Here is a 16,026-nt window from a genome sequence, read left to right as displayed (position 1 = left end):
TCGGCTCACTCGCCGCGGTACAGCTCGCGCTTGTCGATATAGCGCACGACTCCGTCGGGCACCAGGTACCAGACGGGATCACCCTTCGCGACTCTCGCACGGCAGTCTGTTGAGGAGATGGCCAGCGCGGGAACCTCGACCAGCGAGACGCCGCCCTCCGGGAGGCCCGGGTCGGTCAGCGTGTGGCCGGGGCGGGTGACCCCGATGAAGTGCGCGAGAGAGAACAGCTCCTCCGCGTCCCGCCAGGTCAGGATCGCGCCGAGGGCGTCGGCACCGGTGATGAAGAAGAGGTCCGCGTCGGGGTTGAGCGCGCGCAGGTCGCGCAGGGTGTCCGTGGTGTAGGTGGGGCCACCGCGGTCGATGTCGATACGGCTCACCGAGAACTGGGGGTTCTCGGCGGTCGCGATGACCGTCATCAGGTAGCGGTCCTCGGCCAGCGCGACCTTGCGGTCGGTCTTCTGCCACGGCTGACCGGTCGGGACGAAGATCACCTCGTCCAGGTGGAACTGCGCGGCGACCTCGCTGGCCGCCACGAGGTGCCCGTGGTGGATCGGGTCGAACGTTCCGCCCATGACGCCGAGACGGCGCTTGCCGGGGTTCGACGGGCCGTTGTTGCGCGGGCCGTTCGCCATTCGGATCTCCGTGCCGCGCGTCGTGTCGTTCGCCGGACCGGTAGGCATGTCCTGCTCTCCCATGCGTGCAGACCCTACCGGCCCGGTGTGAAGGCCCCGAGACCCGTCCGGCGGACAGAAGGGACAGACCCTAGCGGTCGCGGTTGAAGCGGGTGGTGATCCACAGCAGGAGCATCAGGACGATGAACGCGCCGCCACCGGCGATGATCGGCTGGAGGCTCTCGTGGTTGCCCCCGCCCTCACCCTCGGCAGCAAGAGTGACCAACTGGGCAGCAGTCCCTTGGAAGCTCATCTTCAGCAGAACCTATCCGGTGTGGGCGGGATAAAGATGTCGGCCCATGGTAAGCGGGCGCCCCCGCGACGATCACGCCGACTCCGCCATTGGAAGCCGACGGCAGCCGACCCGGACGCGACAGGGAACTCGACGGGCGCCTCAGTCGTCCTTCTGTTTGTACCCGCGCAGCAGGAACCACGCGGTCAGGATGCAGCCGAAGAACATGACGATCAGTACGACCTTGAGCAGGTCCCCCGATCCTTGCCGGGGGGCGGCGTTCGCGGCCTCTGCGAGCCAGGCGGCTGCGGAATGGGGCTCCATGCGTTGACTCCTTCGCTGTACTGCCCGTCCACGGTATCTCCGCCTAGGCTGGGCTCTGCTTCGGGGGCACTCAGGGCACACACACGCACTTGGGGGACCACATGTCCGAAGACGGCCACGAGCAGAACGGGCACGAGAACGTACCGAGCAGGCAGCGCAGGCGCTTCCCGGGGATCTCCTCGCGTGCGTACGAGCACCCGGCCGACCGCTCCGCCCTGGTGGCGCTGCGCAAGCTGACCGGGTTCGACACGGTGTTCAAGGCGCTCAGCGGGCTGCTGCCCGAGCGCAGTCTGCGGCTGCTGTTCCTGTCCGACTCGGTGCGCGTGTCGGACCAGCAGTTCGCGCACCTCAACGACATGCTGCGGGACGCCTGTTACATCCTGGACCTGGAGAAGGTCCCGCCGATGTACGTCACCCAGGACCCGCAGCCCAACGCGATGTGCATCGGCCTGGACGAGCCGATCATCGTCGTCACCACCGGCCTGGTCGAGCTGCTCGACGAGGAGGAGATGCGGGCGGTCGTCGGCCATGAGGTGGGCCACGCGCTGTCCGGCCACTCCGTGTACCGCACGATCCTGCTGTTCCTGACCAACCTGGCCCTGAAGGTCGCCTGGATCCCGCTGGGCAACCTCGCGATCCTGGCGATCGTGACGGCGCTGCGCGAGTGGTTCCGCAAGTCGGAGCTGTCCGCCGACCGCGCGGGTCTGCTGGTCGGCCAGGACCTGCGGGCCTCGATGCGCGGCCTGATGAAGATCGCCGGCGGCAACCACCTGCACGAGATGAACGTGGACGCGTTCCTCAAGCAGGCCGAGGAGTTCGAGTCGGGCGGTGACCTGCGCGACTCGGTGCTGAAGATCCTGAACGTGCTGCCCCGCTCCCACCCGTTCACCACCGTGCGGGCGGCCGAGCTGAAGAAGTGGGCCGAGTCCCGCGACTACCAGCGGATCATGGACGGCCACTACCCGCGGCGCAGCGAGGACAAGGACACCTCGGTCACGGACTCGTTCCGCGAGTCGGCGGCGAGCTACGCGAGCAACGTCAAGAACTCCAAGGACCCGCTGATGAAGCTGGTCAGCGACTTCGCCGGCGGCGCGGGCGACCTCGGCGGCCGGGTGCGGCGCGGCTTCGGCGGCTTCGCGAGCTCCACACCGCAGGACGAGCCGCCGTCGGGCTCGGCCAACGGCACCGAGCAGCCGCCCACGGACGACACCCCGCCGCGCGACGAGGGCTGACCTCGCTCACGTACGTACGACGGCCGTGTCCGGCTCCTTCCGGGCACGGCCCCGGCGGGTGCGAAAACTCAGGAAACTCACACCTTCGGACTCGGGGAACCCGCGCCTTCGGAGCGAGGGATACCTCATACCTTCGGCTGGGCGCTCGTCGCCAGCGTCCCGCACAGCGCCGTCGCGCTGCCCGTGGCGTACGGGTCCGTGCCGGCCGGGCCGCCCGTCTTGGCGGTCTGGCCGGCGAGCAGGGGCCGCAGATGGGTCACGGAGTCCTCGGCGCAGGACAGCGGCCCTGCCTGGACGTAGGAGACGACGATCTGGGCCTGGTGCATGCGCAGGTCGTCGCGGTCGAAGCGGAAGTGCAGTTCGCGGCGGACGGTGAACAGGGACACCTGGGCCTGGTCGCCGGAGCCGGCCGAGGCCGTCGAGCCGGTGGGGCGCAGCGCGTAGACGAAGGTTCCGTCGGCGGTGACTTCGAGGGTGGACGAGTCGATCTCGGTGGCCGCCAGGGTGCCCTGGACGCGGATCTTGCGGTCGGCCAGCTGGACGCGTGAGGGGTCGAAGCGAACCAGCCATCCGGTGGGCTCGTGCCGGCCGTCGGCGGTCGGGTGCTCGAAACTCTGGTCGAACTGGTCGAGTTGGTCCGGGTCGACGAGGACGCGCGCGGGGCGGATCTGTCCGCCGGTGAGGACCGCCGGGTAGAGCGAGGACTCCACGATGTAGTCCTTGGCGGTGCTCAGGGCGGCGATGACCTGGCTGTCCGAGAAGTGCGCGGTGCGCCGCGCGGCCGGCAGCGGTACGCCCTCGGCGCCGACGCTGAACTGCGCGGCGGGGCTGTGCGCGTAGAGGTCCTCGGCGTCGGCCGCCCCCGGCACCGCGCCCTGGGGGGACAGAGGGATGACGGTCATCCGCAGCGGTTCGACGGGCTGCTGGGCCGTGGGGGTCGTGTAGGGGTGCCGTACGCCCATGTAGATCGCGGTGCCGAAGGCCACGGCGATCAGCATGACCAGGATCAGGGCCTGGCGGGAGAGACCGCGGCGCAGGGCCGGGCGGCGGCGGACGGCGGGGGCGTGGTCGGCCAGGCGCTCCTGCGCGGAGAACTCCTGGAGGCGGGCAGCGCGGACGAACGACTCGTCGAAGACGACGGATCGGTACTCGTCCTCACCACCACCGGGAGCGCCCTCGGGCGTGCCCTCAGGTGGGTCTCCTGGACCGCCCATACTTTCAGAGTAGGTCTCTGGAGCCTCAGGTAAACGCCCTGGTACACGACAAGTTCTGACAGGTTCTCACCCAGGGCCTGTCCGGCGGATCCTGTCGCAGACGCGGGGCGTGGCACGCACATCCGCCGGACAGGCCCTAGCCGCTCACAACTCGCTCAGGGCGTGCGCGGTACGGCGGACAGTGGTGGCTGGGAGTTGTCGGCGGATGCGGAGGGTGCCGCCGCCGTGCCCTGTTCCACGCCGGTGGAGGCCGGGGGCGGGACGCGGTCCCTGCCGCCCGAGGACGCGCCGCGGTAGACCGCCGAGAAAGCCAGGGCGACCATGCCGATGCCCATCACGAGGGCGAGCAGCCAGGCGACGGGGCGGTGCCAGCGGACCTGTTTGCCGTAGGTGCCCGGGGCGCCGTAGCGGCCCTCGACGACATCGGGGTCGTCCAGGTCGTCGAGTTCCGGATCATGGCCGAATTCGCGTCCGTAGGCGTCCTCGAACGGATCGTCGTCGCCTCGTGCGCGTCTGCCGTGCTGGGCGCGGCGGGCTTCGGCCTCGGAGGCCTCGGCTCTGGCCTGGGCAGCGGCAAGCAGGCGTTCGACGGCGGTCGGCTCGTGTACCACGGCCGCCCGTATGAAGGCCTCGTCGAAGACCACGGATGCGAACTCTTCGTCCGACATTCCGCGGTCGTGGTCGTCGTCGGGCTCCCAGCCGTCGGGAAACGGCCTGCCCCCCACGTCCTCCGGCACCTCTCCAGAGTAGACCTGGGGGGTCAATTTGGGCAGACGGTCGGGAAATTCATCCGTTGTGTGAGACGTCTCTCCCCCGACGAGGCGTTATGCCCACCGCATATGCCGGACGGCAGGACCTCAGCGGCGGATGTGTCCGTCGCCCGTGACGATGTACTTGGTGCTTGTCAGCTCCGGCAGGCCCATCGGGCCCCGTGCGTGCAGCTTCTGGGTGGAGATCCCGATCTCCGCGCCGAAGCCGAACTGGCTGCCGTCCGTGAAGCGCGTGGAGGCGTTCACGGCGACGGTGGTGGAGTCGACCAGCTGGGTGAAGCGGCGGGCGGCCTGCTGGGAGCTGGTGACGATCGCCTCGGTGTGGCCGGAGCTCCACAGCCGGATGTGCTGGACGGCCTTGTCGAGCGAGTCGACGACGGCGGCGGCGATGTCGTAGGAGAGGTACTCGGTGTCCCAGTCCTCCAGGGTGGCCTCGACGACCGTGGCCTCGGAGTCCTTGGCGTAGGCGAGCACGCGCTCGTCGGCGTGCACGGTGACGCCGGCCTCGGCGAGGGCGTGCAGGGCGCGCGGCAGGAACTCGGGGGCGATGTCCTGGTGGACGAGGAGGGTCTCGGCGGCGTTGCAGACGCTGGGCCGCTGGGCCTTGGAGTTGATCAGGATGTCGATCGCCATGTCGAGGTCGGCGTCGGCGTCGACGTAGACGTGGCAGTTGCCGACGCCGGTCTCGATCACGGGGACGGTCGACTCGCTGACGACGGTCTGGATCAGGGAGGCGCCGCCGCGCGGGATGAGCACGTCGACGAGGCCCCGGGCGCGCATCAGTTCGCGGACGCTCTCGCGGTTCTCGCCGGGCACCAACTGCACGGCGTCCGCGGGCAGTCCGGCGCCGCCGACGGCGTCGCGGATGACGCGAACGAGGGCGGTGTTGGACTCGTAGGCGGAGGCGGAGCCGCGCAGGAGGACCGCGTTCCCGGACTTGAGGCACAAGGCAGCGGCGTCCACGGTCACGTTCGGGCGGGCCTCGTAGATGATGCCGACGACGCCGAGGGGGACGCGGACCTGGCGCAGGTCGATGCCGTTCGGAAGGGTCGAGCCGCGGACGACCTCGCCGACCGGGTCGGGCAGCGCGACGACGTCCCGTACGTCCGAGGCGATGGCCCGGACGCGCTCGGGCGTGAGCGTCAGCCGGTCGATGACCGTCTCGCTGGTGCCGGCGGCGCGGGCCTTGGCGATGTCCTTGGCGTTGGCCTCGACGATCTCGCTCGTACGGACCTCCAGCGCGTCCGCGATGGCGAGCAGCGCGTCGTCCTTCTCGGCGCGCGGCAGCGGCGCGAGGTCGGCGGCGGCGGACTTGGCGCGGTACGCGGCCTGCGTGACCGGGGACAGGGAGTCGTACGGCGAGAGCGTGGTCATGAGGGAAGGGTAGTGCGCCCGGCGGGGACGTCCACCGGCTATCCCAAACCGCGAGACAAGCACGGAAGGCCCCGAAGACGGCTCAAACCAGACGTCAGAACGGATGTACGCCGACCGGGGTCGCGGGCAGCGGGCCGTATCCCTCGGAGATGCGCTGGTGGTAGGTCTCGCGGTCGATGACCTCCAGGCCGACGATCTCCCACGGCGGCAGCTTCGCGGTCTGGCGGTGCTCGCCCCACAGGCGCAGCGCGACGGCGGCGGCGTCGTGCAGGTCGCGGGCCTCTTCCCAGTAGCGGATCTCCGCGTGGTCGTTGGCGTAGCGGCTGGTCAGCAGAAAGGGGTGGTCGTGGGCGAGCTGTTCCAGACCGCGCCGCACCTCCTTCAGCGGGGCCTCGCCGCCGGAGACGCTGAGGGTGACATGCCACAGCCGGGGCAGGTCCTTGGGTTCCTCGCCCTCGTACCGGGCGCCGGCCGCGACGCTCGTCAGCGTGCGCTCCTCGCCGGGCGCGCGGGAGGTGGTACCACCGCGGGACGCCGCCGCCCCAGGGCGCACTCGTCTCACGACGGCCTCCTTACGCAATGGTCGAGCTGCAGTGCTCGCGCGGATGTGTCCCTGAGCAAAGTTGAGCAGGCCGAAGGCGTCCGCGTGGCGCTTTTGCGGAAGGTCCACCTCACGGCTGTCGCCGGGGACGGGCGTTCCCGCTCTTTTCGACCGCGGGCCCTGGGCGGGTGCTTCAGTTGTTCTACGGGTGCAGGATCACCAGGTCGTCCCTGTGCACGACTTCCCTCTCGTACGACGGTCCCAGCTCCCGCGCCAGTTCCCTGGTGGAGCGGCCGATCAGCTGGGGGATCTCCTTGGCGTCGAAGTTGACGAGACCCCGGGCGACCGCGTGCCCTTCGGCGTCCCGGAGTTCGACGGGGTCGCCCGCGCTGAACTCGCCCTCGACGGCGGCGATTCCGGCCGGCAGCAGGGACATCCGGCGCTGGACGACCGCGCGCACGGCACCGTCGTCGAGCGTCAACGAGCCCTGGGGCGTGGACGCGTGCTGGAGCCAGAGCAGACGGTCGGCGGACCGCTTCCCGGTGGCGTGGAAGTACGTCCCCGTGTCGCCACCGCTCAGCGCGTCGGTCGCGTGGACCGCGCTGGTCAGTACGACGGGGATGCCGGCGGCGGCGGCGATCCGCGCGGCCTCGACCTTGGTGACCATGCCGCCGGTGCCGACGCCGGCCTTGCCCGCGCTGCCGATCTCGACGTGCGCGAGGTCGGCGGGCCCCCGGACTTCCGCTATCCGCGAGGTGCCCGGCCTGCTCGGGTCGCCGTCGTAGACGCCGTCGATGTCCGAGAGCAGAACCAGCAGGTCGGCGTGGACGAGGTGGGCGACGAGGGCGGCGAGCCGGTCGTTGTCGCCGAAGCGGATCTCGTCCGTGGCGACGGTGTCGTTCTCGTTGACGATCGGAAGGGCACCCATGGCGAGGAGTTTGTCGAGGGTGCGGGAGGCGTTGCGGTGGTGGGAGCGGCGGCTCATGTCGTCGGAGGTGAGCAGCACTTGTCCGACGCGGATGCCGTACCGGGCGAAGGACGCGGTGTACCGCGCCACGAGAAGCCCCTGCCCCACACTGGCGGCGGCCTGCTGCCGGGCCAGGTCCTTGGGGCGGCGGCGCAGTCCGAGCGGGGCGAGTCCGGCGGCGATGGCACCGGAGGAGACGAGGACGACCTCTTTCTCTCCCCCGCTGCGGCTCTTGGCGAGGACGTCCACGAGCGCGTCGACCCGGTCGGCGTCCAGGCCGCCGGCCGCGGTGGTCAGCGAGGAGGAACCCACCTTGACGACGATCCTGCGGGCCTCGGTCACGGCCTGCCTTGCCCCTGCCACGTGCGACGTCCCCTCGGGTAGATCCGGCTGGCAATCTACGCGAACCGGGTTGCCCTGTGCACCTTGGTCCAGGTCGCGGACAGGAGGGTTGAGTTCACAGCGCGGGCCGGTGGGGGCTGGTCGCGCAGTTCCCCGCGCCCCTTAAAGACACGGGCCGACCTGCGTTTTTTAGGGGCGCGGGGAACTGCGCGACCAGCCACGACGCACCCGCACCCGACGTACTTTCCGCGCCACCCGACGCAAGAACACGCTCGCTCCCCCCTCCCGATACCCCTCCACCTCACGCGCCTCCCGCGGCTCCGCCAGGTAGACCGAGTCCGGCAGCCCCGCCTCACCCGATCGGAAGTGCGGATACGCCAGGTACACCCGACGCCCCCGCTTCTCCACCACCCCGGTCGGTCGCTGCTTCGACTGCACGAACTGCACGACGTCCAGAAGGAGTTCGGGGCGTTCCTCAGCCACCAGTTGCAGACGGAGCCGTTCGTTGACCTTGAGGCGGAGGGCCACCTCGGGCGTCCAGTGGGCGGCCATCAGCGGCTTGGCCAGCTCGAACTTGTGGCGCCGTACCCGCTCGCTGTCCCCCACGTACTTCGGGCCGAACTGCGGAAGCAGGGTGACAAGGAACGGGCGGACCATCAGCTTGTCGCGCTCCACGCCCGGCGGGACCATCTCCGCGATGAGGTTCATCAAGGCGCGGGCGGAGTCGAAGCGGAGGGTGTAACTCCCGCTCTTCGTCACGTGTTTGCCGTCGTCGCGGCCCACCAGGTAGTAGCAGGTGTGGTCGGCGATGACGGAGACGCCGTCGGCCCGCAGATAGGCCTCCATCGTGAACAGCGCGTCCTCGCCGGTGAACAGCGACTCGTCGAACCGCATGCTGTGCCGCTCCAACAGCGCCCGCCGGAACAGCTTCTGCGCGCTCAGCGTGAACTTGATGTTGGAGTGGAAGACGTCGGTGCGCTCCAGTGTCTGGACCCACGCCGCCTTGGGCGGGACGCGGTTGATGCCCTCGACCTTGCCGAGCACCACGTCCGTGCCGTTGCGGTCGGCCATCGCGACCATGCGCTCCAGCGCCTCCGGGGCAAGCCGGTCGTCGGCGTCGAGGAAGAAGACGTAGCGCCCGCTCGCCTTGCCGAGGCCGACGTTGCGGGGGGAGCTGGGGCCGCCGGAGTTCGCCTGGTGGATCACGGTGACGTGGGTCGCGGCGCGGGCCGCGAACTCCTCCAGGTACTCCCCCGTGCCGTCCGTCGAACCGTCGTCCACGGCGATGACCTCGATGCGGGCCGCGTCCAGCGTCTGCGCCTCGACCGAGCGCAGGCACTCGACCAGGTACGGCATCGCCTCGTACGCCCCGACGACCACGGTCACATCAGGCTGCGTCACGGTCACGCGCTCCCCTTTGTCCATTGAAACGCCATCTGGAAGACGGCCGACCCTGTGGATCGGTTGTGCTCCGTCAGCAGGGGATACGCAAAAGAGCCCGGTTTTCGAGGATCACTCCCCAAAAACCGGGCTCTTCTTGACCAAGTTCTGACTCGTGCAGGTCAGCCGACCGTGGGGTCCGCCGACAGATGCGCCTCGGCCGCAGGCGGACTCGCCGCCTCACCGCTCGCCGCCGCGCGCTCCTGCCCGACGTTGCGCGTCTCGGACTTGAGTGCGAGGTTCTCCACCGCGGTGTTGAACTGCTCGATGGACGTGGGCTCGTCCGGGCCGAGCAGGTACTCCTTGAGTTCCTTGCGGTCCTCCGCCATCGGGTCGGCGTCCGGGGTGCGGACCGCCGCGAGCAACTCGCCCAGTTCCGCTGCCTTGTTGGAGAGGATCACGGCCGCGCGCACCGCCGTGTTCTGCCGCTTGAACTCCTCCACGCCCAGCTTCGCGGAGTCCGTGACCGCGTACGGCTTGCCGCTCGCGATGAAGTCGGAGACCACGCTGGAGATGTCGGAGACCATCGCGTCGGACACGTTGAAGCAGTCGTACAGGCGCGGCTCGGAACCCGAGATGACCCGGTGCTCGAAGGTGCCGACGGAGGTCCAGTACGCGTCGTTCCACTCGGCGCGCAGCCGGGCGATCTCCTCGTACTTGACCAGGTCGACCACGCCGTCACGGGTCTGCTCGGCCTCGTCGGCCTTGTCGGCGGGGCCGCCGGAGAGTTCGGCGATGCGGGCGTCGATGCGGGCCAGGTCGGCCTTGGCCTTGGTCTGGGCGGCCGCGTCGGCGGTGAAGCGGGGGTCGGTCGCGCGCTGGGCGGCGGCCTTCTCGACCAGGGCGACGACCTTGCGGTGGGCGGAGCCTGCCGCGGGGCTGACCGTGCCGGTGAAGGGGTGCGGCTTGTACAGCACACGGACCGGCGGGTCGGCCTTGAGCAGCTTCTTCACGATGTTCTCGCCGGCCAGCAGGAGGGAGGTGTTGCCGGGGTCGTTGTCCCAGCCCTCCCAGGTGGGGGCGTAGAGCACGGTCGGGATACGGCCCTCGGGGACGCCCTGCCAGGTCTGGATCGGGGCGAGCTGCGGGCGGCCGACCTCGACGATGTCGTCGTCGCGGACACCGACGTCGGCGATGGCGTAGCGGTCGCGGCCCGCGCGGCCGGCGGTCCACACCTCGTCGTAGACCTTGCTGAACGGGTTGACGCTGGCCAGCTTGTCGCTGTCGCCGTGGCCGATGAAGACGTGCTTCATGGTGGGGACGCGCAGCAGGTGGATGTTCTTGCCGACGTTGGCCGCGTAGAGCGCGACGCGCACGGTCGAGAGGTCCATGTTCATCAGGTGCACACCGCCGGGCACGCAGATGACGGGGGCCTTGGTCGGGGCGAGGTTCTGCAGTATGACGCGCTCGCGGAGCAGGACCAGCGGCCGGGTGTCCAGCTGCTCCATGGTCTCCAGCCACATGTTGACCTGGTACGCCGAGTCCTTGGAGCCGGAGAAGTAGAGCACTGTCTGCGGCTTGTACTCGTGCAGCCAGTCGTCGACGGCCGCGAGGATGACCTCGGGCGTCGGCGGGATCTTCGTACCCCTTATGTACGGCAGGAGCGCACCGACGTAGAGGCTGCCCAGGAACAGGGTGACGCCGACGCCGATGAAGCCCTCGACGGCCGAGTCGAGTTGGGCCGAGATCAGCAGGCCCACGACCGCGAACAGGTCGAGGTGGAGCATCTTCTCGGCGGAGCGCTCCAGCAGGCCGAACTTCGGGGCGTCCGGGATGCGGATGCGCGATCCCAGGTCGACGTTGCGGGTGGCGACCGGCATCCGCCGGCGGTTGCGGATCAGCGTGACGACGGCGCCGTGCGGGGCCTGGAGGCCGTAGAAGGCGATGAAGCAGGCGATCGCGCCGTAGAAGATGAGGTTGTCGGAGAGGCTCATGCGGGCCAGCAGCAGGATCAGCAGCAGCTGGCGGATCAGGAAGCGGATGGAGAGGCCCGCTCTGACCTTGCTGAGGCGGTTGATCAGGTAGCTGGCCTGGCGGTGCAGATAGTGGTCCGCGACGTACGTCACGACGGCCGCGGCGGCGAAGGCGGGGACGCTCGGGATGAGGGCGGCCAGCATGAGGGCCGGGTATCCCAGCATCATCAGGGCGGCGGCGGCCAGCTCAGCCGCGCTGCCCACCCGGGCCACGCGAATAGCGGTGGAAATCACTGATAAACCTGCTCTTGGGGGTTTCGAGTAATTTACCGGAGCTCAGAGTCAGGCTTGATTAAACGCCGTCCTGGACGTCCAGAACCGAGGCGAGGGCGGCCTCGAAGCCGGAGGCCCTGGCCGCGCCGGCCGTCGGGTCCTGCTGGCGGACGTCGATGACATGGCCGGTCAGCTCGGACAGCAGCACGTCGAGCGAGGTACGGGCCACGGCCTCGGAGGACAGCAGCGTGCCCGTGGGCTCCTGGCCGAAGGCCTTGGTGCGCATCGGGGTGGCGGTGCGCTCCGGGTTGATGCAGTTCACGCGGATGCCGTCGCCGGCCCACTCGTCCGACAGGGCCTGGGTGAGGTTCACCATCGCGGCCTTGGTCGAGGAGTACAGGCTGTACTCGGCGCGGCCGCGCGTGTAGCTGCTGGACGTGTAGAGCAGCAGCTGGCCCTTGGTCTCGGCCAGGTACTTGTACGCGGAACGGGCGATCTGCACGGGCGCCAGGTAGTTGACCTTCAGCGCCTCCTCGATCGTCGCGTTGTCCGTCTCGGCCAGCTTGCCGATGCGCAGCACGCCCGCGGTGTTGATGACGTAGTCGATGCGCCCGGTCTCCGCGTACGCCTTGGACAGCGCGTCGTCGACCTCCTCGGGGTTCTCGACGTGCGTGCCGGTGGTCGAGCGGCCCAGCGCGTACACCGTGGCGCCGTAGCCCTCGGCGACCTCGGCGATGTCCTTGCCGATGCCGTACGAGCCGCCGAAGACGACCAGCGTCCTGCCGGTGAGGAGCCGGCGGTAGGCCTCCTCGTCGACCTGCTCGGGCGCGGCGGTGGAGGCGAGCTGGAAGAGCTTGTCGGCGATGAAGACGTCGACGGGCTGGGTGACCTTCATGTTGTACTCGTCACCCGCGACGACGTGGATCGGCACGTCCGGCAGGTACTTGAGTACGACCGAACAGTCGTCCGTGGCCTGGAAGTTGGGGTCCCCGGCGGCGACCTCGTAGGCGCGGCGGATCGTGGACAGCTTGAACGCCTGGGGCGTCTGGCCGCGGCGCAGCCGGGAGCGGTCCGGGATCTCGGTGATGAACTCGCCGTCGTCGCCGTGCGTGCGGGTCACGATGATGGTGTCCGCGGACGGGATGGCCACGTCGACGGCCTGGAAGCGCTCCAGGGCGATCACACAGTCGTCGATCACGCGCTGCGAGAGCAGGGGGCGCACGGCGTCGTGGAAGAGGACGTTGCGGTCCTCGCCCTCGGCCAGGCCCTCGCCGAGCGCGGCGATGGCGCGCTCGGTGGTCTCGTTCCGCGTGGAGCCGCCCTCGATGATGCTGGTGACCTTCTTGAATCCGGCCTTGGCGACGATCTTCTCGATGTCGGGGACGTAGCCCGGCGCCATCAGGACGATGATGTCGTCGATCGAGTCGGCGTTCTCGAAGGTGGTCAGGGTGTGCTCGATGACTGCCTTGCCGGCGATCTTCAGCAGCTGCTTGGGGATCGAGAGACCCACCCGCTGACCGGTACCGCCGGCCAGGATCACTGCGGTGGTGCGGGGCTTGGCTATGTGCGACACAGGTGACCTTGACCTACCTCGGGACAACGGGGGAACTCGCAAATGGTCCCACTCGCGGTTACCGCAGTGCAAGGCGAGTGACCTCCACCGCATATGTGCGCGACACCTGTCATTCATCTCGCACTGCAGGTAACCATGCGATGACAGCGCTCAGCGGCGACGGAGCTTCTTCAGACAACGGTGACCGAGAACTCGTACGAGTTCCTTCGACGACGTCTGGTGGACCGTCCGCGCCTTCGCCGGCGCACTGTGCCGCACGGGCGCCGAGGCGGCCGCCGCGAGCGCCCCGTAGAGCGCCTGCGCTGCCACTTCGGGGGCGATCCGCGGAGCCCCGGCCGCCTTCCCCACGGCCTCGGGTACGGCCGAGAGCAGTGCCGTGTCCCCTACGACCCGTACGCCCGTGGCGGCAATGGTCTCCGCCATCTCGGCGCCGATCGCGCCCGCGGCCTCGACCGCCCACTGCGGCGTGGTGATCTTCACGTCCTGCGGGGTCGGACTGCACGAATTCTTCATATGCATGACCGCGCCGTTGCGCACGAGCTTGGAATACAGCTCGTCGGGGAGTCCATTGCCGCGGAATTCCACGTTGAGCTTCCGCAGCATTTCGGTCTCGGCGAGGGTAAGAGAACGGTTCGCCGCGTCCGGAACCGGCCGCAGGAGATGCGCGGGCAGTCCGAGCAGTGTCTCGAAGGTGCGCAGCAGCCCGTCCCGGTCGCTGTCGTCGACCACGACGACGGTGACCCGCTCGGGACCGACGACCCGGGCCCAGCGCTCGACCAGCCGGTCGTGCCGGTGCCGGCGCCAGAAACTGGGGTTGGGCTGCTCGTACGGCGCCTTGCGGAGCATGTGCTCCAGCCAGTTGTCGTAGCCCATGCGCAGGCCGTTCTGCACGTACTGCTGCCACTGCGACGGCATGATCTTCGCCAGTGGGCGCAGCGTGATCAGGATGTGCACGCGCTCACCGCCGAGCTGCTCCACGATCCGGGCGATCGTCTCGTCGTCCTCGGCGTCGGCGAAGAACTCGCTGCTGATCACCGAGGTGCGGTCGCCGGTGGCCCGCACGGCGTCGAGGAGGCGCGTCCAGTGCTTGTCGGTGGGCACGGTGTCGCCCATCATCGCGGGCCGTGCGCAGGCGGCGAGGGCCGCTTCCATCGGGTGTCTGCTGTGCGCGGGGAAGTCGACGCCGTGCGCGGGCATCGTGTCCTTCGCGGCGAAGAGCGCGCCCTGGATGGCGGTGGTCCCGGTCTTGTGCGGGCCGATGTGCAGCAGCCGGGTCCCGACGGGCAGCGCTTCCTTAATACAATCCGTCTCCATGGTTAACGGACGGTAAGAGTTGTTCCTGAGTTTGCCCTGAGAGGAGCCTGGGACACAGATGAGTCCCAGGCTCCGGTCACACAGGGTTCACGAACTTCTATACGACGTTGACGCCCGGATCGTCCGACTCCACCCGGAGTGAGGCGTACGTGCTCGGGGTCGCCGTGGGCTTGATCACGGTGTCCACGACTCTCACCTTCGCGTCGATGCCGTCCTTGCGGATGTCGAACAGGTGGTAGCCGCGGTGGGCGTCGATCACCTTCCAGTGCGGGTTGTCCGCCATCAGCGGGTCCCACTGGGCATGGAAGGCGGCCTGGTCCTGGTCGCCGTTGCTGGAGATGGACGTCCCCACGAACTCGGCGCCGACGACGTCCGAGTCCGGATCGGCGAAGTCCTCCTTCAGATCGCTGATCATCGTGAGGTGCCGGTCGCCGCTGAGCACCACGGGGTTGCGGACGCTCTTGAAGTCCTCCAGCAGGGCGTTGCGTTCGGCCTGGTAGCCGTCCCAGGCGTCGTAGAACCACTGCTTGCCCGCGCCGAGCAGGGTGTCCGTCTCGGCCATCATGATCTGCGAGGCGATGACGTTCCAGCGGGCGGGCGAGTACCGCAGCCCGTGCAGCAGCCATGCCTTCTGCTCGGCGCCCATCATCGTCATCGACGGGTCCTCGGCGCCGGCCTGGGTGGTGGCCTGGTCGCTGCGGAACTGCCGGGTGTCGAGGACGTTGAGCCGCATCAGCCGGCCGAACTCCAGCCGCCGGTACATCTGGATGTGCGGCCCGTTCGGTACGGCGCTCGCGCGCACCGGCATGTGCTCGTAGTACGCCTGGAAGGCCGCGGTCAGCCGCGCCACGAACGCGTCGTGCGACTGCTTGTCGGGGTCCTGCGGGACCTCCCCCGCCCAGTCGTTGTCCACCTCGTGGTCGTCGAAGGTCACGACCCAGGGGGTGTTGGCGTGCATGGCGAGGAGATCGGGATCGCTCCGATACTGCGCGTACCGATTGCGATATTGAACGAGGCTGTACGGCTCCCCGGCCCCCTCGTGCCGACGCGGCCCCGCGTTCGAGGGCGCCGACTCATAGATGTAGTCGCCGACGAAGAGCACGAAGTCGGGGTCCTGGGCCAGCATGTCGGCGTACGGCGTGAAGTAGCCGTTCTGCCAGTTCTGACAGGAGGCGAGCGCGACACGCAGCCGCCCGCCGGAACTGTTCGCGTGGGGCGCGGTGCGGGTGCGGCCGGTGGCGGAGATCTGCCCGCTGGCGCGGAAGCGGTACCAGTAGTCGCGGCCGGGCCGCAGTCCCCGTACATCCACATGAACGCTGTGCCCGTACTCGGGCAGCGCGGGCGCGACGCCACGCCGGACGTGTTTTCTGAATCGTGCGTCCTCGGCGAGTTCCCACTCCACGGGAACGACGCGATCCGGCATCCCGCCCCCGTTGAGCGGGTCCGGGGCGAGCCGCGTCCACAGCACGATGCCGTCGGGCAGCGGGTCCCCCGAGGCGATGCCGAGGCTGAACACCCCGTCGGGCAACGGTGTTTCGGCAGCCCGGGCGGAGGTCGGCAGCCAGAGCTGAGCGGAAGCGGCGCCCCCGAGCACCGCCGCACCGGCCGCGAGAAATCGTCGTCGATCGGGTGATACGGCTCCGGTCATCGGTGAACTCCCTTGCGACGTGGGCCTCTTGGGTCACTTGGAAGCCTCACAGTGCGCGGAGTCCCGCCTGTTGAACAGTAAGTATCGCGTCCATGACAAATAAGCGCACAGCGAGAGACCCGTTACTCCGAGAGCAACGGGCCCCGGCCAGGTTGGTCACGGGGGCGGGTGATCTTGACGCCGGACGGAGGATCGGGG

Annotated in this window: 14 protein-coding genes; 1 reads left to right on the top strand and 13 read right to left on the bottom strand. The window is 69.3% G+C overall.

Features of this window, described 5'->3' with window-relative positions:
• Positions 1-5: 5 nt before the first annotated feature.
• The 3 genes from nadD to AC31A1_RS14065 all read right to left on the bottom strand — a co-directional run bounded on the left by nadD (position 6) and on the right by AC31A1_RS14065 (position 1,227).
• Complete coding sequence (nadD, locus tag AC31A1_RS14075) at positions 6-695, bottom strand: nicotinate-nucleotide adenylyltransferase (RefSeq protein ID WP_489653623.1); 690 nt, start codon at positions 693-695, stop codon at positions 6-8.
• A 67-nt stretch (positions 696-762) separates the two neighbouring features.
• Positions 763-924 (bottom strand): hypothetical protein, encoded by a 162-nt coding sequence (locus tag AC31A1_RS14070; RefSeq protein WP_489653622.1) that lies wholly within the window; start codon positions 922-924, stop codon positions 763-765.
• A 141-nt stretch (positions 925-1,065) separates the two neighbouring features.
• Positions 1,066-1,227 (bottom strand): hypothetical protein, encoded by a 162-nt coding sequence (locus AC31A1_RS14065; RefSeq protein ID WP_327404136.1) that lies wholly within the window; start codon positions 1,225-1,227, stop codon positions 1,066-1,068.
• A 101-nt stretch (positions 1,228-1,328) separates the two neighbouring features.
• On the opposite strand from AC31A1_RS14065, the gene AC31A1_RS14060 reads away from it, so the two are divergent.
• Positions 1,329-2,459 carry a M48 family metallopeptidase gene (locus tag AC31A1_RS14060; protein WP_489653621.1) on the top strand — a complete coding sequence of 377 codons (1,131 nt, stop codon included), beginning with the start codon at positions 1,329-1,331 and terminating at the stop codon, positions 2,457-2,459.
• 125 nt (positions 2,460-2,584) lie between these two features.
• On the opposite strand, the gene AC31A1_RS14055 is transcribed toward AC31A1_RS14060, so the two are convergent.
• The 10 genes from AC31A1_RS14055 to AC31A1_RS14010 form a co-directional block, all read right to left on the bottom strand.
• On the bottom strand, positions 2,585-3,673 hold the full coding sequence (locus AC31A1_RS14055) for an SCO2583 family membrane protein (protein WP_489653620.1): 1,089 nt from the start codon (positions 3,671-3,673) through the stop codon (positions 2,585-2,587).
• Positions 3,674-3,828: 155 nt separating this feature from the next.
• Positions 3,829-4,410, bottom strand: coding sequence for an SCO2584 family spore wall biosynthesis protein (locus AC31A1_RS14050; protein ID WP_489653619.1), 582 nt, complete (start codon positions 4,408-4,410; stop codon positions 3,829-3,831).
• Positions 4,411-4,530: 120 nt separating this feature from the next.
• Complete coding sequence (locus AC31A1_RS14045; protein ID WP_489653618.1) at positions 4,531-5,817, bottom strand: glutamate-5-semialdehyde dehydrogenase; 1,287 nt, start codon at positions 5,815-5,817, stop codon at positions 4,531-4,533.
• 94 nt (positions 5,818-5,911) lie between these two features.
• A complete protein-coding gene (locus AC31A1_RS14040; protein ID WP_033285916.1) occupies positions 5,912-6,370 on the bottom strand; it encodes a DUF8830 family protein in 459 nt (152 codons plus the stop codon).
• A 190-nt stretch (positions 6,371-6,560) separates the two neighbouring features.
• Positions 6,561-7,667: a glutamate 5-kinase gene (proB, locus tag AC31A1_RS14035; protein ID WP_489653632.1), complete on the bottom strand. Its 1,107-nt coding sequence runs from the start codon at positions 7,665-7,667 to the stop codon at positions 6,561-6,563.
• Between the two features lie 189 nt (positions 7,668-7,856).
• Positions 7,857-9,074: a glycosyltransferase family 2 protein gene (locus AC31A1_RS14030; RefSeq protein ID WP_489653617.1), complete on the bottom strand. Its 1,218-nt coding sequence runs from the start codon at positions 9,072-9,074 to the stop codon at positions 7,857-7,859.
• Between the two features lie 155 nt (positions 9,075-9,229).
• The gene (locus AC31A1_RS14025) at positions 9,230-11,314 is read right to left on the bottom strand and encodes a hypothetical protein (protein WP_489653616.1); all 2,085 of its coding nucleotides are present in this window, start codon (positions 11,312-11,314) and stop codon (positions 9,230-9,232) included.
• A 58-nt stretch (positions 11,315-11,372) separates the two neighbouring features.
• Positions 11,373-12,866, bottom strand: a complete 1,494-nt coding sequence (locus tag AC31A1_RS14020) for an SDR family NAD(P)-dependent oxidoreductase (protein ID WP_489653615.1) — start codon at positions 12,864-12,866, stop codon at positions 11,373-11,375.
• 150 nt (positions 12,867-13,016) lie between these two features.
• The gene (locus AC31A1_RS14015) at positions 13,017-14,180 is read right to left on the bottom strand and encodes a hypothetical protein (protein ID WP_489653614.1); all 1,164 of its coding nucleotides are present in this window, start codon (positions 14,178-14,180) and stop codon (positions 13,017-13,019) included.
• A 97-nt stretch (positions 14,181-14,277) separates the two neighbouring features.
• Positions 14,278-15,828: an alkaline phosphatase D family protein gene (locus AC31A1_RS14010; RefSeq protein WP_489653613.1), complete on the bottom strand. Its 1,551-nt coding sequence runs from the start codon at positions 15,826-15,828 to the stop codon at positions 14,278-14,280.
• Positions 15,829-16,026 lie beyond the last annotated feature (198 nt).

Source organism: Streptomyces sp. P5F9 (genome assembly GCF_057961495.1).
Note: the sequence above shows the minus strand (reverse complement) of the source record. Positions and strands in the feature narration are given on the sequence as shown.

Bases quoted from the DNA above. Each gene is read 5' to 3' on its own strand.
- AC31A1_RS14015 (WP_489653614.1), bottom strand. From the start codon at position 14,180: ATGGAGACGGATTGTATTAAGGAAGCGCTGCCCGTCGGGACCCGGCTG.
- nadD (WP_489653623.1), bottom strand. From the start codon at position 695: ATGGGAGAGCAGGACATGCCTACCGGTCCGGCGAACGACACGACGCGC.
- AC31A1_RS14055 (WP_489653620.1), bottom strand. From the start codon at position 3,673: ATGGGCGGTCCAGGAGACCCACCTGAGGGCACGCCCGAGGGCGCTCCC.
- AC31A1_RS14060 (WP_489653621.1), top strand. From the start codon at position 1,329: ATGTCCGAAGACGGCCACGAGCAGAACGGGCACGAGAACGTACCGAGC.
- AC31A1_RS14065 (WP_327404136.1), bottom strand. From the start codon at position 1,227: ATGGAGCCCCATTCCGCAGCCGCCTGGCTCGCAGAGGCCGCGAACGCC.
- AC31A1_RS14010 (WP_489653613.1), bottom strand. From the start codon at position 15,828: ATGACCGGAGCCGTATCACCCGATCGACGACGATTTCTCGCGGCCGGT.
- AC31A1_RS14070 (WP_489653622.1), bottom strand. From the start codon at position 924: ATGAGCTTCCAAGGGACTGCTGCCCAGTTGGTCACTCTTGCTGCCGAG.
- AC31A1_RS14045 (WP_489653618.1), bottom strand. From the start codon at position 5,817: ATGACCACGCTCTCGCCGTACGACTCCCTGTCCCCGGTCACGCAGGCC.